The organism is Antiquaquibacter oligotrophicus (assembly GCF_020535405.1).
In the GTDB taxonomy this organism is placed as follows: domain Bacteria; phylum Actinomycetota; class Actinomycetes; order Actinomycetales; family Microbacteriaceae; genus Rhodoglobus; species Rhodoglobus oligotrophicus.
This window is the reverse complement of record NZ_CP085036.1, coordinates 2744478-2761849: the sequence shown is the minus strand read 5'-3', so window position 1 is coordinate 2761849 and position 17372 is coordinate 2744478. Positions and strand designations below refer to the sequence as shown.

Sequence of the window (17372 nt, the reverse complement as noted above, 5' to 3'; positions counted from 1 at the left end):
CAGACCGAACACGTATTCAGAGTAACACCGCTTCGTGGTGACGTGCAGCGGGGCCGAGCGAAACTGCGCTGGCCCCGCTCGTCGTCACTCGACCGCGAGTGCCACCACCGGCGCGATCGACGTCGCGCGACGCGTGGGAGCGACGGATGCCGCGACCGTGAGAACCGCGCCGACCGCTGCGATCACGGCGAGAAGCCACCACGGCACAACAGGGAGAACGAGTCCCGCTCCGGGCATCGAGCCCAGCAGTGACTGGGCGCCGACCCATCCATACACCGTGCCGAGCAGCAGCCCCACCGCCAAAGCGGTCGCCGTCAGTTGCGCCGCCTCGATACGAATCATGGCGCGAAGCTGGCGCACGGTGAACCCGAGCGCGCGCAGGAGCCCCAGCTCTCGTGTGCGCTGCAGCACACTCAGCGAGAGGTTGTTGACCATCCCCACGGCTGCGATGAGGGCACTGAACCCAATGAGCACCGAGAAGACGCCGACGATGGCCGCCATGAGTTCGTCGAGGTCGGCCGCCTCCGACACCGGCTCGAGCATGGACTGGAACGTGGCAACCGCAACGATGAACATCGTGACGAGAGTCACGCCGATGACAAGTCCGATGGTCGTGCGTGCACTCCGTTCCGGGTAGCGAACGGCGTTCTCGGCGGCCATGCGCGCCTCGGAGCTGCGACCCAGAAGCCGTCCGACGAGTCTCAGGGCGGCGGGCATCATGATCGGTGCCGCCAGCACGACCCCCGTGAAGGACACGATTCCTCCGAGCACACCCACGAGCACGGCTGCGGGCGTGATGAGGCCGAGAAGCACGGCCGATGCGAGCAGACCAGCGCCGATGGCGATGAGCACGATGGAGGTGACATTTCGTCCTCGGCGCGCGCCCACCTCTTCCTGGCGGGACTCGACTGCCGCTCCCGTGGCTTCGATAGGGGCAACCTGCAGCACACGTCGGGCACCGATCCACGACGCCAACCAGGTCGTGAGCACAACCGCAGCAACGGGAACCAGCACCACCGGGTTGACGAACCCGTAATCGAGGGTCGGAATCGCTCCGATGAGAGTTCCCACCGCCACGAGTGCCGCCGCGAGTGCCGTGCCGAGCACGAGTCCGAGTGCAGCCCCGATCACACCGACGACAAAGCCTTCACGAGCGACGGACGACCGCAGGGAACGAGCCGATGATCCGACCAGGCGCAGGAGCGCAATAGTGCGACGACGGCCGGCGATGATCGTGGAGAACGTATTGGCCGTCACCACGGAACCGACGTAGGTCGAAATCGCGATGAAGACCATCGCGACCAGTGACAGCATGATCGCCACGGTGGCGCTGCCCGCCGTCCCGTCGCTGATGATGACGGCAAGCACGGAGGTGACCTGCAGCAGTGCGACCCCGAAGAGCGCACTGAGCGAAGCTACGAGGATGCTCGGCGCATGCTCGCGGGGGCTGAAGCCTTTCATGCTGCCGCCTCCATCTGCAGCATGAACTCGCTGATCTCCGCCGCGCTTGACCGACCGCGATCCTCCACGACCACACCGTCCGCAAGAAAGAGGATGCGATCGGCGAAACTCGCGGCGACAGGGTCATGGGTCACCATCGCGATGCTCTGGCCGAACTGCCCGGTCGCTGTCGCGAGGAGGCCGAGCACCTCCCGCCCGGTGCGCGAGTCCAGATTGCCCGTCGGCTCGTCGGCGAACACAAGCTCCGGGCGGGAGCCGAGTGCCCTGGCGATAGCCACACGTTGCTGTTGCCCGCCCGACAGTTCGTGGGGTCGGTGACGGAGCCTGTCGCGCAATCCCAGCGAGTCGACGAGCTCGTCGATCCAGACACGTTCCTCGGTGGACGGGGTGCGGCCGTCCAGTTCGAACGGCAGAAGAATGTTGCCCTCGATGTCGAGTGTCGGCACGAGGTTGAAGGACTGGAAAACGAAACCAATCCGGCGGCGGCGGATCATGGTGAGCTCCGTGTCACCGAGTCCGCTGATGTCGGTGTTGCCGATCCACACCCGCCCGCTCGTTGGCGAGTCCAATCCCGCCATGATGTGCATGAGTGTCGACTTGCCCGACCCACTCGGGCCCATGATGGCGGTGAACTGACCTTTCCGAATACCGAGTGAGACGTCACGCAGTGCCGTGACCTCCGTGGCGCCAGATCCGTACGACTTGGTGAGTTGAGCGACCCGGGCCACAAGGCCGAGGTCCGAGGTTGTGATGTCCATGGTTCTAGCCTTGCGGCGGGCATCCGGCGGCGAATCGGCCGGGCGTCGCTGCCCCGTACATCCGAAGGATGATTCAGACGAGTCCGTGCTCGTACGCGAAAACCACCACCTGCACACGATCGCGCAGCCCGAGTTTTGCGAGCACCCGGCTGATGTGGGTCTTCACCGTCGCCTCGCTCAGGAACTCACGGGAGGCGATCTCCGCGTTACTGAGGCCTCGCGCCGCGAGAAGGAAGATCTCACGCTCGCGGGCAGTGAGTTCGTCGAAGACCGGCGGTGGCGGTTGCCGATGCGTGCCCAAGTGCTCCCACAGGTCGCGAGTCGCTGACGCGGCAACCACGGAAGTTCCCCCGTGAACCGTGCGGATGGCAGCGAGAAGAAACTCCGGTTCCGTGTCCTTGAGAAGAAACCCGCTCGCACCGGCGCGGATCGCGCGCGCCGCCGCTTCATCCAGATCGAAGGTCGTGAGCACAACGATTCGGGGATTCCAGTCCGGGTGCGCCTCCGCCTCGGCGAGGATACCCGCCGTGGACTCGATGCCGTCCATGACGGGCATCCTGATATCCATCAGCACCACGTCGGGCCGTTCCCGTCGCGCGAGTTCGATACCTTCGGCGCCGTCGCCAGCCTCGCCAACAAACTGCAGATCCGGCTGGGAGGAGACGAGCATACGGATGCCCGCCCGGAATAGTGCCTGATCGTCGACGAGCGTGACGCGGATGGGCGTCATGACACGGCCTCCGCAGTGGCGAGCGGGATGTGCGCCGACACCACGAACTCGTCACCCTCCGGTCCTGCGTGAAGCGATCCGCCGACCAGAGAGGCACGTTCTTGCATGCCGGTGAGGCCGTGTCCGGTGGTGGACGAGACCTCCGCTCCTCCACGGAGACGGTTGCGAACGACGATGGATGCCCCGGCCTCGCCCCATTCGAGTTGCAGGCCAACGTTGCCTGTCGCGTTGCCGTGACGTAGGGCGTTGGTCAGCGCCTCCTGGACGATCCGGTAGATCGCCAACTGCTGGGCGGTCGCCACCGGCGGCCGCTCGCCGCGCTCGACGAAGTCGACGCCCAACCCCGCGTCCCGTAGCTGCTGGACGAGTGCCGAAAGGTCGGCGAGGACGGGATGTGGCGCGGGGCCCTGGTTGTGACGAAGCTGCGCGAGAAGTCCCCGGACGTCGGTGAGTGCTTCGCGAGCGGTCGTGGCAATCGTCGCAAGAGCCGCCTGCGCCGCATCGGGGTTCGCGGCTGCTGCATACCGTGCTCCATCGGCCTGGGCGATCACCACCGCGAGCGAATGAGCCACAACGTCATGCATGTCGCGCGCGATTCGGTTGCGTTCCTGTTCGATGGCAACCTCTCGCGCCGAAAGCTCTGCCGCGCGCCTATTGTCACGCGCAAGGTCTGCGGTCCGAACGAGAAGCCCGACGGTCCAGCTGAGCACGAGAACCGCGAGCGAGGCACCGAGGGAGAAAACGAGCGCGAACACCAACTGCGGTATTGCGTCGACGAACGCTGACGCGGTTGAGAGTGCAACGGTGAAACCCGTCGCCAAGAAGTACAGCGTGGCGATGACCGCGCCCACGATCGCGGAGGCGAGTCCGAGTCGCCGAACGAGAGGTGTACCGTAGCGCGCCGTCGCGAACAGCACCGCGAGGATCGCCAGATTCGCGGCATCCGGTGGCAGCATCCCGCTCATCTGAATGATCGCGCCCGCCCAGGCCACCGCCAGCGCAATCGCGGGCGACAGGCGACGAATGGCGAGGGCCGCGCCCATCAGCAGAAGCATGATCCAGCCCGCGGGCGAATCGAACGGAAGCACCGATCGAAGGAGAACGCACAGCGTCGCGACGATGATGTCAAACGCCAATTGCGGAGCCGAGAGGGAGCGGATCATCGTTCCACGCTAGGCCCGGTCGCCGCCGCACGGGGCGGATCTCAGCCCGAAGGCCCCGAAGATCATCCTCGAGATGTACGAGGGGGCTAAAACCCGAGTCGCCCCAGTTGCTTCGAATCGCGCTGCCACTCCTTGGCGACCTTCACCCGCAAGGAGAGGAACACCTGACGTCCGAGGAGGCGTTCGATTTCCGCTCGGGCTCGCGTGCCAACATCCTGTAGCCGTTCTCCGCCGCGCCCGATGATGATGCCCTTCTGACTGTCGCGCTCGACAAAAATGTTGGCGTAAATGTCCAGTAGATCCTTGTCTTCGCGCTCGATCATGTCGTCGATCGTGACAGCGATGGAGTGCGGCAGCTCCTCGTGCACACCCTCCAGCGCAGCCTCACGGATGAGTTCTGCGACTCGAGCCTCTTCGGTCTCGTCGGTCACCGCGTCATCCGGGTACAGCGCGGGAGACTCCGGCAGCAGCGCGATGAGCTGCTGGGTGAGGATGTCGAGTTGCGTGCCGTCGAGCGAGGAGATCGGCACGATGTCGTCCCACTCGCGAAGCGCACTGACCGCGAGAAGCTGCTCGGCCACCTTCGCCCGCCCGGCCGCATCGACCTTGGTGACGATGGCAACCTTCTTCGCACGCGGGAACTGGTCGAGTTGCTCGTTGATGTAGCGGTCACCCGGCCCGAGCTTCTCGTCTGCGGGAACGCAGAATCCGATGATGTCGACCTCACCGAGGGTATCGACGACGATCGAGTTGAGTCGTTCACCGAGAAGAGTGCGCGGACGGTGCATTCCCGGAGTATCGACAATGACGAGCTGGCCGGTCGAAGCGTGAACGATGCCGCGGATGGCTCGGCGCGTGGTCTGCGGTTTGGACGATGTGATCGCGACCTTCTCGCCGACGAGCGCATTCGTGAGCGTTGACTTGCCAACGTTGGGGCGACCGACAAAGGTCACAAAACCGGCGCGGAACGTGTCGGACATCATTGCTCCTTCTGAGCGGGCTCGAATGCACTCTCGGCGTCGATGAGCGCAGTATCGCGCTCGACGAGGATCGTTGTCACCCTCTTGCGCCGACCCTCGGTGCGATCGGCTGTGAGCAGCAGGCCGGAATACGCCACGGTCGACCCTCGCACGGGCAGTCTGCCGAGCGTCTTGGTCAACAGACCGCCGGCAGAGTCGACCTCATCGTCGTCGAGCTCGATGCCGAAGAGGTCGCCCAGCTCGTCGATCGGGAGACGGGCGCTGACTCGATATCTGCCTCCCCCCAGATCTTCGACATCGGCGAGCTCGCGGTCGTACTCGTCGGAGATCTCTCCCACGAGTTCCTCGATGAGATCCTCGAGCGTTACGAGACCTGCGATGCCGCCGTATTCGTCAACAACCATCGCGATATGGGTCGACTCGAGCTGCAACTGTCGCAGGAGGCTATCGGCCTTCTGCGACTCCGGCACAAAAACGGCGGGTTTGGCGAGGGCTGCCGCGGTGAGCGTCTCCGCATCGAGTGTGCGCTCGAACACAACACGCGTCACGTCCTTCAGGTAGAGCACACCCAGAATTTCGTCGATGTTCTCGCCGACGACGGGCATACGGGATACACCCTTCGCGAGAAACAGGGTCATCGCGGCATCCGTCGAGGCGCCGCCCATGACCGTCACCATGTCGGTTCTCGGCACCATCACCTCGCGAACGACGGTCTCGTTGAACTCGAAGATCGAGTGGATGAGCTCGCGATCCTCCTCCTCGAGAACTTCGAGCTCGGTCGCCTCGTCGACCATGCTGAGCAGTTGCTCTTCGCTCGAGAAGCTCGCTGTTCTCGGTCGACCGGGGGTGACCCTGTTGCCGATCGCCACGAGAGCGTCGGCAATCGGCCCGAGGAATACACGAATGGCGCGCACGATCGGTGCCGCGAAGGCGATGATCGGCCTCGCGTGTGCTCGCCCAACGCTGCGCGGGCTGGAACCGACCAGCACAAACGACGTCGCGGTCATGATTCCCGCACTCAGCAGGAGCGCCCACCACAGCTCGAACGTCGTCGCGAACACAAGGGTGACGAGCACGGCGGCGGTCGTCTCAGCGACGATCCTCATGAAGTTGAGTGCGTTGATATGGGCGCCCGGGTCCAGGGCAATCGCCAGGAGCGACCGTTTCGCACGACGAGATGCGGCCAGTTCGACAAGATCGGAACGGCTCAACACGCTCAGTGCGGCATCCGCCGCCGCGAGGAGGCCACCGAGGGCCACCAAGAGCACCGCGACCGCGATAAAGACACCGATGATCACGCGTTACCGCCGGCGCTCGTCGAGCGCGAAGCCGACCAGCAGATCGCGTTGGAGTCCGAACATCTCGCGCTCCTCCTCCGGCTCCGCGTGGTCGAACCCGAGCAGGTGCAGGATGCCGTGCGTGGTGAGCAGGAGGATCTCCTCCAGCACGGTGTGCCCCGCCGCCTCGGCCTGCGCGGTCGCGACCTGCGGGCACACGACGATGTCACCGAGGAGCCCGGCAGGAGTGATGTTGTCCTCGGTGCCCGGGCGGAGCTCGTCCATGGGGAAGCTCAGAACGTCGGTGGGGCCAGGTTCATCCATCCACTGCACGTGGAGCTGTTCCATGGCGGCCTCGTCCACGAACACGATGGCGAGGTCCGCATCGGGATGCACGTGGAGCTGGTCGAGCGCATACACGGCGAGACGCTGCACGGCGGCCTCGTCGACGTCGATACCCGACTCGTTGTTGATCTCGATGGACACGCTATCTCCGGTTCTTCGACTGGGGGCGCGACTTATCGCCGCGCTCGTAGCGTTCGAGCTGCTTCTTCGCATCGTAGGCGGTGTAGGCGTCGACGATCTGTCCGACGAGGGTGTGCCTCACAACATCCGCACTCGTGAGCTCGGCGAAATGGATGTCGTCGATCTTCGAGAGCACCTTCGTGACGAGCTTGAGACCGCTCGCGCCCGCCGGGAGGTCGACCTGTGTGATGTCACCCGTGACCACCATTTTCGAGCCGAAGCCGAGTCGCGTGAGGAACATCTTCATCTGCTCTGGCGTGGTGTTCTGAGCCTCGTCGAGCACAACAAACGAGTTGTTGAGCGTGCGACCGCGCATGTAAGCGAGCGGAGCGACCTCGACGGTGCCGCTCGCAAGGAGCTTCGGCACGAGTTCCGGGTCCATCATTTCGTTGAGCGCGTCGTACAGCGGGCGAAGGTACGGGTCGATCTTGTCCGTGAGAGTTCCCGGGAGAAAGCCCAGTCGCTCGCCCGCCTCGATCGCGGGACGACTCAGGATGATGCGGTCAACCTCTTTGCGCTGCAACGCCTGCACCGCTTTGGCCATAGCGAGGTACGTCTTGCCCGTACCCGCGGGACCGATGCCGAACACGATCGTGTTCTCGTCGATCGCATCGACGTAGTTCTTCTGCCCGAGTGTCTTCGGGCGGATGCTCTTGCCCCGGCTCGTGAGGATCGCCTGGCTCAGCAACTCGGCAGGGCTGCCAGAACCCGAGTCGAGGATGCGAGCCGAGGAGGTGACCTCCATGGGGCCGAGGTCTTGGCCGTTGCGCACCATGAGCACAAGCTCATCGACGAGAGCGCGGGCAGCGTCCACGCGCGACCGCTCGCCAGAGAGGGTCACGCGGTTTCCGCGGACGAGGACATCGACCCCGGGATACTGCTTCTCGATCGTCGAGAGCAAACGGTCCTGGGGGCCGAGGAGCCGCACCATCGCCACCCCGTCCACCTCGATCTCGACGTGGTAGTCGTCGCCGGGTGGAACCTCGTTGTTGGGGATCTCGTTACTGGGCAAGTGTTCCTTCCTTGAGCCCACCACCGAGCACGTGGGCGTGCACATGAAAAACGGTTTGGCCGGCTTCTTCGCCGGTATTGAAGACGAGGCGGAAGTGTCCGTCGGTCTGGTCGGTCGCGAGCTGCTGCGCGACCGTCACGACCTCGGCGAGGAGAGCGGGGTCACCAGCGGCGAGTTCCGCCACGTTCGCGTAGGCCGCTGTCTTCGGCACAACGAGAACGTGAACCGGAGCTTGAGGCGCGATGTCACGGAAGGCGATCACCCGATCGTTCTCGAAAACGATGTCAGCGGGAATCTCGCGATCGATGATCCGCGTGAAGATCGACGGTGTTTCGCTCATACGGCAAGCTTACGCGCGCCCTGTCGGCGCACCCGGGGGAGGTTCACCAACGACCGAGCCGCGCATTCAACACGGCGAGAGCTGCCGGTCCCGCCGTTGACGTACGCAACACTTCCCGGCCGAGACGGACGGTTTGCGCGCCAGCAGCAACCAGGAGATCACGTTCCTGGGGAGCGATCCCGCCCTCCGGTCCCACGACAACGAGCACGTCGCGATCGTCGAGCTCGAGCGTGGACAGCGGATGCTCGCCCTCGGGGTCGAGCAGGAGCATGCGGGCACCGCCGGCGAGAGCCGCGAGCTGCTTCGTCGTCACGAGGTCGAGGACGTCGGGCATCCATGGGCGAATCGACTGTTTGACGGCTTCACGGACGATCGCCGTCCATCGATCGCGACCCTTCGCCACCTTTGCGCCCTCCCACCGGGAAATGCTGCGCGCAGCCTGCCAGGGAACAACCCCGTCGGCACCCAGCTCGGTTGCCGCCTGCACGGCGAGCTCATCTCGATCGCCCTTCGCGAGAGCCTGCACGAGGAACAGCAGCGGGGAGCGAGCATCGTGCTGGACCGCGTCGACCACCTCGATGGTGAGGTCGGTGTGGTCCGCGACAACGGCGGGACCCGACACAACGAGCCCGGAACCGTTGCCGATCGTGACCGTCTCACCCACGGCGATACGGCTGACGGTCACCGCGTGCCGGGCCTCAGCACCGGACAACGTCACACGATCGCCGACGGATGCCCGCTCCAGCTGCTCGTCCAGATAAAAGTGAGCCACGTCAGAGCCCGAGGAACCGATCCCGCAACTTGGCGAAAAGCCCCTGCTGGAAATGCGCGAAACCGGGTGCAGCCTGCTTGCGAGACGTGGCGAACTGCCGGATCAGATCCTGCTCCTTGCCGCTTAGCTTGGTCGGGGTCACAACCTGAACACCGATCTTGAGGTCGCCGCGCCCACCACCGCGCAGGCTCGTCACGCCGCGGTCCTTCACCGTGATGATGTCCGCGCTCTGGGTGCCGGGCCGGATGTCCACCTCGATGTCGCCGTCGAGACCCTTGAGAGTCGTGCTGGCACCGAGGATCGCATCCGTCATCTGCACCTCGATCGTTGCGAGAAGGTCGTCGCCCTGACGGCTGAACGTGTCGTGGTGGCGAACCTTGATCTCGAGATAAAGATCGCCGGCCGGGCCACCCGCCGGTCCGACCTCGCCCTGGCCGGGCATGTGCAGACGGAGGCCGGTATCGACGCCAGCAGGAATGTCCACGGGGATCGAGCGGGCCGCACGCACGCGGCCCTGGCCTGCACACGTCGGGCAGGGCTCAGGGATGATCGTGCCGTAGCCGCGGCACGTGCCACACGGGTTCGACGTCACAACGTTGCCGAGAAGACTGCGCATCGTGCGCTGGATCTGACCACTGCCGCCACAGATGTCGCAGCGCACGGGTGAGGTACCCGGGGCACAACAACTACCGTCGCACGTGGAGCAGAGAATCGCGGTGTTGATCTCCAGATCGCGAGTTGTGCCGAAAATGACCTCGTCGAGGTCCACCTCGACGCGCACGAGACCGTCCTGGCCCCGTTCACGACGGGAACGAGGACCAGTCGAGCGCTGGCTCGCACCGAAGAAGGTCTCGAAGATGTCGCCGAAGCCACCAAAACCCGCACCGCCGAAACCTGCCTGCGGTCCGAGGTCATACTGCTGCCGCTCTTGCGGATCGCTCAGCACGTCATAGGCGTGCGTCACCTGCTTGAAGCGTTCGGATGCCTCGGCACTCGGGTTCACGTCCGGGTGAAGCTCCCGCGCGAGCCGTCGGTAGGCCTTCTTGATCTCCTCCGCGCTCGCAGTGCGATCAACGCCGAGCACCTCGTAGTGGTCTGCCACAGTGTCCTGTTCTTCGTTAGTTCTGCCCTGATGTCTGAGACTTAGTCCTCGTCGAGGAGGCGTGAGAGATACCTCGCGACGGCGCGCACGGCGGCCATGTTGTTGGAATAGTCCATCCGTGTGGGTCCGAGCACCCCCAGTCGAGCGATGCTGCCACCGGATGACGAGTATCCGCTCGTCACCACCGACGTCTCGGCGAGGCCGAAGCCCTCGTTCTCGCGTCCGATCCTCGCCGATACACCGCCCGCATCTACCTCCATTTCGCCGAAAAGGCGAAGAAGCGTGACCTGTTCCTCGATCGCCTCGAGGACCGGGTAGATGCTGCCCGTGAAGTCCTGCTCGGTGCGAGCGAGGTTCGCAGCTCCCGCCATGACGAGCTTGTCCTGCCTGTTGGCGAGGACCTGCTCGACGAGGCTCGTGGTGACCTCGGACACGAGAGTGCGGCGGTCGGCGGGGTAATCCTCGGCGAGGGCAGAGAGTTTGGCCGCGGCATCCGGAAGCGCAAGGCCCACGAGCACGGAGTTGAGACGCGAACGAAGGCCGACGAGGTCGTCCTCCGGCATCGGTGCCGAAAGGTCGAGCAGGCGCTGCTCGACGCGGCCCGAGTCGGTGATGAGAACACTCATGACGCGGGATGGCGTCAACTGAACGATCTCAATGTGCCGGATGCGTGAGGTCGCGAGCGACGGATATTGCACGAGCGCGACCTGATTGGTCAGTTGCGAGAGCAGACGCACGGTGCGCGCCAGCACATCATCGAGATCGGCGGACTGGCCAAGAAAGGTCTCGATCGCATGCCGCTGCGCACTTGTGAGCGGTCGCACATCGGCAAGCTGATCGACGAAGACTCGGTATCCCTTGTCGGTGGGCACACGGCCGGACGAGGTGTGAGGCGCGGAAATGAGTTCCTCGTCCTCGAGGAGCGCCATGTCGTTGCGAATCGTCGCTGCGGATACGCCGAACGAGTGCCGATCGACAATCGACTTCGATCCGACGGGCTCGCGCGAGGCCACGTAGTCCTGCACGATGACACGCAAAACTTCGAGACCGCGTTCGGAAACCATGTCACCGCCTCCTGGCACTCGACTTCTCGGACTGCCAATTGTACCGCCGACTCCGGCTCGGATCGTTGCACGCGCGCGGCCAAGACCGCTACCGTGTGCTCACACCCCCTTCTCAGGAAAGGCACGAATCCGCCATGACCCAGACTCCTCCCCCCGCTGCCCCCACCCCGGCCGCGCCGCTGACCCCGGCCGAGGACAAGCAGTGGGCATCCTTCGCTCACCTCGGTGGCATCCTCGGCTTCCTGCCGGCTCTCATCATCTGGCTCGTGTTCAAGGACCGCGGACCGGTCACCAACGTCGAGGCCAAGGAAGCGCTCAACTTCCAGATCACGATCCTCTTCGCCTACGTGGTGGGTGCGATCCTCTCGATCATCCTCATCGGCACGCTGATCTCCTTGGCAGCGTGGGTTGTGTCGATCATCTTCTCGATCATCGCGTTCACGAAGGTCAACGCTGGCGGAAGCTACCGCTACCCGTTCGCGATTCGCCTCATCAAGTAGTCGCCCACGTGGCGTGCCCGGTGTCGATGACACCGGGCACCTTGCTTTAATGGCGGCATGTCCGACATCACGCCTCCACCGCCGCCCGCCAACCCCTACCAGACCGTTCAGCCGCTGAGCCCGAGCGATGAAAAACTCTGGGCCACCCTCATACACATCGGTGGCATCCTTTTCGGTTTCCTTCCCGCGCTCATCGGGTACCTGCTCCTGAAGGATCGTGGGCCGTTCATTCGCGAGCACACCGCGACCGCACTGAACTTCCAGATCACGATCGTGATCGCCTACGTCGCCGGGTGGGTGCTCTCGCTCATCCTCGTTGGGCTGCTGCTGCTATTGGCCGCATGGATCGCCACGATCGTGTTCGGCATCATCGCAGCGATCGCCGCGAATCAGGGTCGCCCGTACGTGTACCCGCTCGCCATCAAGTTCGTCAGCTGACGCCTACTGCGTCAATCGACGCACCACGGCATCGGCGAGCAGGCGGCCGGCGAGCGTCAGGGTGATACGCCCGGCGATCGCCGCCGCCCCGTCGATGAGCCCATCCGCGATGAGCCCTGCGACGGCAGCGCGCGAAGACGACTCGAGCCGATCGATCGACAGACCGTCACGAATTCGCGAAGCAAGCAGGACGTCCTCCAGGTACCGAGTCTCGCCGTCGAGGACTTCGCGGCCCGCCGCTGGAGACTCTCCTGCCGCGATCCTGTCGGCATAGGCAGCGGGATGTTTGACGTTCCACCATCGCACACCGCCAACGTGGCTGTGTGACCCGGGGCCGACACCCCACCAGTCCTGGCCCTGCCAGTACGCCAAGTTGTGGCGTGACTCGTGGCCGGGGCCCGCGCTCCAGTTCGAGACCTCGTACCACGCGTAGCCGGCCGCGCCCAGCATGGCATCCGCGAGTTCGTACATGTCGGCCTGAAGGTCGTCGTCGGGGGACGCTACGACACCACGACGAATCTGGGCCGCGAGCTTCGTGCCGTCTTCGATGATGAGCGCGTAGGCGGACAGGTGGTCGGGGCGCTGCGCGAGGGCGGACTCGAGGGAGGTGCGCCAGTCGTCGATTGACTCCCCCGGTGTTCCGTAGATGAGATCGAGCGAAACATCCAGCCCAGCCTGCCGAGCCCACTGCACAACGAGCGGGATGCGGTCGGGGTCGTGGGTGCGATCGAGGGTTTCCAGCACGTGGGGCACCGCCGACTGCATACCGAACGACACACGCGTGAAACCGCCGGCCGCCAGCTGCTCGAGATACGCCAAATCCACCGAGTCGGGGTTCGCCTCGGTCGTGACCTCCGCAGCGTCGTCGATCCCCCACTCCTGGCGGACGCCGTCGAGCATGCGGACCAGATCGTGCGCGGGGAGCAGCGTCGGCGTTCCGCCACCGAAAAACACCGTGGATGCCGTGCGTCGTGCAACACCCGCACGCTCCAGGACTCCCGCCGCCAGATGCATCTCGGCGAGAGCCTCGGAGGCGTAGTCCTCCCTTCGTGCTCCCCGCAACTCCTCGCCCGTGTAGGTGTTGAAATCGCAGTAGCCACATCGCACCCGGCAAAACGGAACATGCACGTAGACACCGAACTGCCGAGCATCCGACCCCACAGCAACGGACTCTGGCAGCGATCCGTCGCGCGGGGCCGGCTCGCCGAGGGGTAACGCGCCCGGCATCAGCGCGGCTCCAGATGGAAGATACGGATGTCCCGATGAGCTGTCTTCTCGTAGTCGCGGTAGTGCGGCCACTGCACCTCGAGCTCCGGCCACACCGCCTCGCGTTCCTGCGCGCTCAGCAGTCGCGCGCGAACGGGCTGGAGAGATCGACGGTAGTGCACCTCCGCGTCCGGGTTGGCGATGAGATTGGTGCTCCAGGCCGGGTGTCGTTCACTTCCGAAGTTGCTGCCGGCGATGAACCACGACCCGTCGTGTTGCGGAAAACACATGAGCGGAATCTCCCGACGGATGCCCGACTTCGCACCGGTCACAAAAAGCACAAGAGACGGGATCATGGGCGCGCTGAGCTTCCAGCGACCGCCCGAAACTCGGAAGAGTGCGCGATCCACCGGAGTGATGACGGGGCGCAGCACGTGACGCACCGGGCTGCGCATGAGAGCAGCGGTCATTGCGCGCACGGTGCGGTTCATGTCATCCATTGTCGACGAGGACGCCGGCCATACTCGACCACCGGTCGACGAACCCGGCTAGCCCTCGAGCTCGGGACTGAGACCGTCTGCCAGGGGTCCCGCTAGCGCCTTGAGGTAGCGGCGCGTGAACATCTCCTGAAAGGCCCGGAGGATCGGGTAAACCATCCACCAGTACCAGGCAGACGGACGAGAGAGGGACGTGATCGTCAACCACACCGAGCCGTCCGGGAACTGCTCGACGATGAATGACTCCTCGCCGCTCTCCGGGTGGCCGCGCAACGTTCCGTAGCCGAAGCCCTTGCGGTTCGGCTCATCGATGACATACACCACGCGGACCGCTGAGCTGATGGCCGATAGACCGACCATCGGGATGCGCAGGACCGCGCTGTCACCAGGCACGAGGAAGGGTGTGCCGTCCGGCCCGAACGTCATCGCGCCCGAACGGGTGGGTGCGACCGGCTCCCCCGCGTCGTCGAACGCGATAGGAACATAGGCCTGGGCGGTGACCTCCGGCGGGGTGTCAGCAATCTCGACGTCGAAACCGCTGCGCCTCTGGATGCCCCAACTGAGCGTCTCCGTCCAGGCGAACTCGAAACGTCTCGTGCCGTGACCGATGCGCGCTCTGCGGACCAGCGGACGGTACCCGCGGGGCGGGTACCGCAAAAGATCCTCGGCCTGAGTGGCGCCGATCGCGGCGTACGTCACCGGTTGCTTCCACAGCTGGGAGTCCCCCATGACACACCTCCTCCGCTTGACCACGCCGTTGTGCTGGGCCCCTAAACACTATCGAGGTCGACGAATGATCGAGTTCGGGAAATGGCGTCTGTGGTTACTTTCGTTACGAACCCGAGATCGGTTGCCGAGCGTACCCCATCTGAATAACGGCGTACCCCGTTCCCTGTCAGACTGGCGGTATGAGAATCGCCGTAACCGGAGGCAACGGAAAACTTGGTCGAGCCGTCGTGACGTACCTGCGCGAGAGCGGGCACGAGGTGCTCTCGATCGATCGGGTGGGCGAACGGAGCGAGACATCCGTCGTCGTCGACCTCACCGACTACGGGCAGGTGGTCGATGTACTGCACGGGCTCGACGACCGGCACAACGGGTTCGACGCTCTCGTGCACCTCGCCGCCATCCCGGCCCCGGGGCTGGCGCCGGATGCCGAGACCTTCCGCAACAACATGCTCTCCACCTACAACGTGCTGCAGGCGGCCCGCCGCGCTGGCATCAAACGCATCGTGACCGCCTCCAGCGAGACCGTGTTGGGGCTCCCGTTCGAGACTCCCCCGCCGTACATCCCCGTCGACGAGGAGTACGACACGCGCCCGGAGTCCACGTACTCGCTCACCAAGCACCTCGAAGAGGAACTCGAGCGCAAGCTCGTGCGCTGGGACCCCGAACTCTCCATCACTGCGCTGCGGTTCTCGAACGTCATGTCGCCGGAGGACTACGCAGGCTTCTCCGCGTGGCAGGATGACGCGAGCATCCGGAAGTGGAATCTCTGGGGTTACATCGACGCACGAGACGGCGCACAGGCCGTACTGAGGGCGCTGGAGCTTTCGCGACCCGGGTTCGACATGTTCATCATCGCTGCGGCGGACACCGTGATGGAGCGCTCCAACGAGTCACTCGTCGCAGAGATGTTCCCGGGCGTCGAGGTGCGCGGCGACCTCGGCGAGCACGACACGCTCCTCTCGATCGCGAAGGCGCGACGTGTGCTCGGCTACGAGCCGCGCTACAGCTGGCGCGACGCGTAACCGCGGCGCGGTGCACGTCGCGCGGTAGTTTGCGCAACCCGCGGTAGCCCGCATCCATCGCGCGACGCGTAAACCACCACACCATACGCAAACTACTGCACCAGCTGTAGCCGCGCAGTGGCGAGGTCCGGAGAAGGCCTGACAGCGCGAGCACGAGAGCTGGCCCCATTATCGGAGCGACTTCAGTTAGAGAAGTCCCTTCGCTAACGCAAGATGGGCCTCGGGAAATGGGTTCTCGATCCAGCGTTTCTGATATTCCTTGAGGCCGTAGCGTTCGAGCACGTCCTGGGCGCCGTCAATAATCGCCGACGCGAGAACCTTCGTGCGCTGATCCGTCTCGAAGATGCATTTGCCAACGCTATCGGGCATGGGCATCGCATGCCCATCGTCGCCGACCGCGATGGAGCCGTCTTCAGCCTGCTGAACATCGTCGGGGAACGCGAGAATCCGCACGCGAGTTCCCACCTCGCTCTGCTCAAAGATCCAGCGGGACTCGCCCGGCTCCTCGAACCATGAGCAACGAGCCTCCTGTGCTCCCTCCAACAACTGCCCAACAGCCGCAAGAAGGCCACCCAAGGCGTCACCTAGGTATGAAGCGGTTAGCTCGACGTGCGACGCGTCGTCTGCGACGGTCGCGCGCGCCCAACCGGGGCCCGTGACGTCGTAGTAGAAGTACATTCCCTCATACTCCCCTGTTTTCGGCAGAGCTTCGCCCCACCAGAGCGATTCGGCTCGTGCGGAGCTTAGCGCCACCTCGCGCCGTACTTTGCGCAGGCCGCGGCACCTCCGGTCGAGCGCCCGATGCGCAAACTAGCGCGCTAGTCGGGCAGTCCGTCTCCCCTGTGCTGCGGCGGCCTGGCCGGGCGACGCTCGATCCAGTGACGGATCCTGATCATCGCTGCCCCGTTGTGCGACTCAAACCATAGCGGGGCGGGACCGAAGTTCCAGAAGACGGTGATCGGGGTCACCCACGGCCGCCCGTTCCTCGTCCGGGAGATAAGCCAACGCGACGGAGAAAGCCCCGTGACACGATCTCGCGGCACCGTGCGGCTCCACAGAAAGCCCCGGATGACGATTCGATCCTCGTGAAGGATGACGCACATGCGCCAGAATCGCAGCGAGAGAACGGTCCCCACGGCGGCGAAGAACCCCGAGACCATGACGCTTTCCCACGCGAATGGGACCTTGAACGCCAGGGCGACGCCTGCGGCGACAAGAGCTCCGCCCGGAATGAACGCGGCGGGACGCAGCCACGGGATCTGGCCCAGGACCTGCGGCGTTGTTTCTCGCATCACCAACTGGCCGGCGTCATCGGCATTCCCGTTCAACGGTCAGCGGTACGACGAAGTTTTGTGACAGAGGAACCGTTGCACCACGCGCGTACGATGTCGAGGCACCGATGCGCGTGGTCATGAAATGGTGCAAAAGCCTGCGCGGGAACCCACAGCGCGACCAATGGACTGACGCGATTCTTGCCGCTAGGCGAACGCCAGGCCAGCCAGGAAAACTCTGTGGGACCCACGACTGCAGAGCGGTCAATAGTCCTGCTCCAGGCGATGCCGCGAATTCGGATCGAACGGTCGCGCAGGATGACGGCGCACCGCCAGTTTCGCACCCCGAGCACCCCGAAGAAGAGTGCCACAGCGAGGGATAAAACCAACTCGGGGCTTGGCGGAACATTCCAGACGAAAACGATCCAGAGTGGCAAAAGCGCGAGTGGGAAAAAGACCAGGCCCGCGATTCGGCTGACGAGGAGCGGCTGCAGCACAAGGCTCGGCTCGTCACTCGGCATCGCC

The 17372-nt window shown here is 64.7% G+C and carries 21 protein-coding genes; 3 read left to right on the top strand and 18 right to left on the bottom strand.

Annotated elements, in window-relative coordinates; all coding sequences use genetic code 11:
- Nucleotides 1-84 precede the first annotated feature (84 nt).
- The 12 genes from LH407_RS13530 to hrcA form a co-directional block, all read right to left on the bottom strand.
- The gene (locus LH407_RS13530; protein ID WP_322133458.1) at nucleotides 85-1461 is read right to left on the bottom strand and encodes an ABC transporter permease; all 1377 of its coding nucleotides are present in this window, start codon (nucleotides 1459-1461) and stop codon (nucleotides 85-87) included.
- Nucleotides 1458-2219: an ABC transporter ATP-binding protein gene (locus LH407_RS13525; protein ID WP_322133459.1), complete on the bottom strand. Its 762-nt coding sequence runs from the start codon at nucleotides 2217-2219 to the stop codon at nucleotides 1458-1460. The genes LH407_RS13530 and LH407_RS13525 overlap by 4 nt, the downstream gene beginning before the upstream one ends.
- A 73-nt stretch (nucleotides 2220-2292) precedes the next feature.
- Nucleotides 2293-2949 carry a response regulator gene (locus LH407_RS13520; RefSeq protein ID WP_322133460.1) on the bottom strand — a complete coding sequence of 219 codons (657 nt, stop codon included), beginning with the start codon at nucleotides 2947-2949 and terminating at the stop codon, nucleotides 2293-2295.
- Nucleotides 2946-4112, bottom strand: a complete 1167-nt coding sequence (locus tag LH407_RS13515) for a sensor histidine kinase (RefSeq protein WP_322133461.1) — start codon at nucleotides 4110-4112, stop codon at nucleotides 2946-2948. The genes LH407_RS13520 and LH407_RS13515 overlap by 4 nt, the downstream gene beginning before the upstream one ends.
- A gap of 86 nt (nucleotides 4113-4198) precedes the next feature.
- A complete protein-coding gene (era, locus tag LH407_RS13510; protein WP_322133462.1) occupies nucleotides 4199-5092 on the bottom strand; it encodes a GTPase Era in 894 nt (297 codons plus the stop codon).
- Nucleotides 5092-6390 carry a hemolysin family protein gene (locus LH407_RS13505; protein ID WP_322133463.1) on the bottom strand — a complete coding sequence of 433 codons (1299 nt, stop codon included), beginning with the start codon at nucleotides 6388-6390 and terminating at the stop codon, nucleotides 5092-5094. Before LH407_RS13505 ends, era begins: the two co-directional genes overlap by 1 nt.
- Before the next feature lie 3 nt (nucleotides 6391-6393).
- On the bottom strand, nucleotides 6394-6855 hold the full coding sequence (gene ybeY / locus LH407_RS13500) for an rRNA maturation RNase YbeY (protein WP_322133464.1): 462 nt from the start codon (nucleotides 6853-6855) through the stop codon (nucleotides 6394-6396).
- A gap of 1 nt (nucleotide 6856) precedes the next feature.
- Nucleotides 6857-7906: a PhoH family protein gene (locus LH407_RS13495; protein ID WP_407650584.1), complete on the bottom strand. Its 1050-nt coding sequence runs from the start codon at nucleotides 7904-7906 to the stop codon at nucleotides 6857-6859.
- The gene (locus tag LH407_RS13490) at nucleotides 7896-8246 is read right to left on the bottom strand and encodes a histidine triad nucleotide-binding protein (protein WP_322133465.1); all 351 of its coding nucleotides are present in this window, start codon (nucleotides 8244-8246) and stop codon (nucleotides 7896-7898) included. Before LH407_RS13490 ends, LH407_RS13495 begins: the two co-directional genes overlap by 11 nt.
- A gap of 43 nt (nucleotides 8247-8289) precedes the next feature.
- A complete protein-coding gene (locus LH407_RS13485; RefSeq protein ID WP_322133466.1) occupies nucleotides 8290-9018 on the bottom strand; it encodes a 16S rRNA (uracil(1498)-N(3))-methyltransferase in 729 nt (242 codons plus the stop codon).
- A gap of 1 nt (nucleotide 9019) precedes the next feature.
- The gene (gene dnaJ / locus LH407_RS13480) at nucleotides 9020-10120 is read right to left on the bottom strand and encodes a molecular chaperone DnaJ (protein WP_322133467.1); all 1101 of its coding nucleotides are present in this window, start codon (nucleotides 10118-10120) and stop codon (nucleotides 9020-9022) included.
- Nucleotides 10121-10161: 41 nt separating this feature from the next.
- Nucleotides 10162-11184, bottom strand: a complete 1023-nt coding sequence (hrcA, locus tag LH407_RS13475) for a heat-inducible transcriptional repressor HrcA (protein WP_322133468.1) — start codon at nucleotides 11182-11184, stop codon at nucleotides 10162-10164.
- A gap of 134 nt (nucleotides 11185-11318) precedes the next feature.
- On the opposite strand from hrcA, the gene LH407_RS13470 reads away from it, so the two are divergent.
- Both LH407_RS13470 and LH407_RS13465 read left to right on the top strand, forming a co-directional pair.
- Nucleotides 11319-11684, top strand: coding sequence for a DUF4870 domain-containing protein (locus LH407_RS13470; protein WP_322133469.1), 366 nt, complete (start codon nucleotides 11319-11321; stop codon nucleotides 11682-11684).
- A gap of 57 nt (nucleotides 11685-11741) precedes the next feature.
- A complete protein-coding gene (locus LH407_RS13465) occupies nucleotides 11742-12122 on the top strand; it encodes a DUF4870 domain-containing protein (protein ID WP_322133470.1) in 381 nt (126 codons plus the stop codon).
- A 3-nt stretch (nucleotides 12123-12125) separates the two neighbouring features.
- On the opposite strand, the gene hemW is transcribed toward LH407_RS13465, so the two are convergent.
- Genes hemW through LH407_RS13450 form a run of 3 tightly spaced genes read right to left on the bottom strand, consistent with a single transcriptional unit; the run spans nucleotide 12126 to nucleotide 14554 of the window.
- Nucleotides 12126-13349: a radical SAM family heme chaperone HemW gene (gene hemW / locus LH407_RS13460; RefSeq protein ID WP_322133471.1), complete on the bottom strand. Its 1224-nt coding sequence runs from the start codon at nucleotides 13347-13349 to the stop codon at nucleotides 12126-12128.
- Complete coding sequence (locus LH407_RS13455; protein ID WP_322133472.1) at nucleotides 13349-13819, bottom strand: nitroreductase family deazaflavin-dependent oxidoreductase; 471 nt, start codon at nucleotides 13817-13819, stop codon at nucleotides 13349-13351. The genes hemW and LH407_RS13455 overlap by 1 nt, the downstream gene beginning before the upstream one ends.
- A 57-nt stretch (nucleotides 13820-13876) precedes the next feature.
- The gene (locus LH407_RS13450) at nucleotides 13877-14554 is read right to left on the bottom strand and encodes a DUF1990 family protein (protein ID WP_322133473.1); all 678 of its coding nucleotides are present in this window, start codon (nucleotides 14552-14554) and stop codon (nucleotides 13877-13879) included.
- A 179-nt stretch (nucleotides 14555-14733) separates the two neighbouring features.
- On the opposite strand from LH407_RS13450, the gene LH407_RS13445 reads away from it, so the two are divergent.
- Complete coding sequence (locus tag LH407_RS13445; protein ID WP_322133474.1) at nucleotides 14734-15576, top strand: NAD-dependent epimerase/dehydratase family protein; 843 nt, start codon at nucleotides 14734-14736, stop codon at nucleotides 15574-15576.
- A gap of 186 nt (nucleotides 15577-15762) precedes the next feature.
- On the opposite strand, the gene LH407_RS13440 is transcribed toward LH407_RS13445, so the two are convergent.
- The 3 genes from LH407_RS13440 to LH407_RS13430 all read right to left on the bottom strand — a co-directional run bounded on the left by LH407_RS13440 (nucleotide 15763) and on the right by LH407_RS13430 (nucleotide 17368).
- A complete protein-coding gene (locus tag LH407_RS13440) occupies nucleotides 15763-16254 on the bottom strand; it encodes a hypothetical protein (protein WP_322133475.1) in 492 nt (163 codons plus the stop codon).
- 140 nt (nucleotides 16255-16394) lie between these two features.
- Nucleotides 16395-16868, bottom strand: a complete 474-nt coding sequence (locus tag LH407_RS13435; RefSeq protein ID WP_322133476.1) for a hypothetical protein — start codon at nucleotides 16866-16868, stop codon at nucleotides 16395-16397.
- A gap of 32 nt (nucleotides 16869-16900) precedes the next feature.
- Nucleotides 16901-17368: a hypothetical protein gene (locus LH407_RS13430; RefSeq protein ID WP_322133477.1), complete on the bottom strand. Its 468-nt coding sequence runs from the start codon at nucleotides 17366-17368 to the stop codon at nucleotides 16901-16903.
- Nucleotides 17369-17372 lie beyond the last annotated feature (4 nt).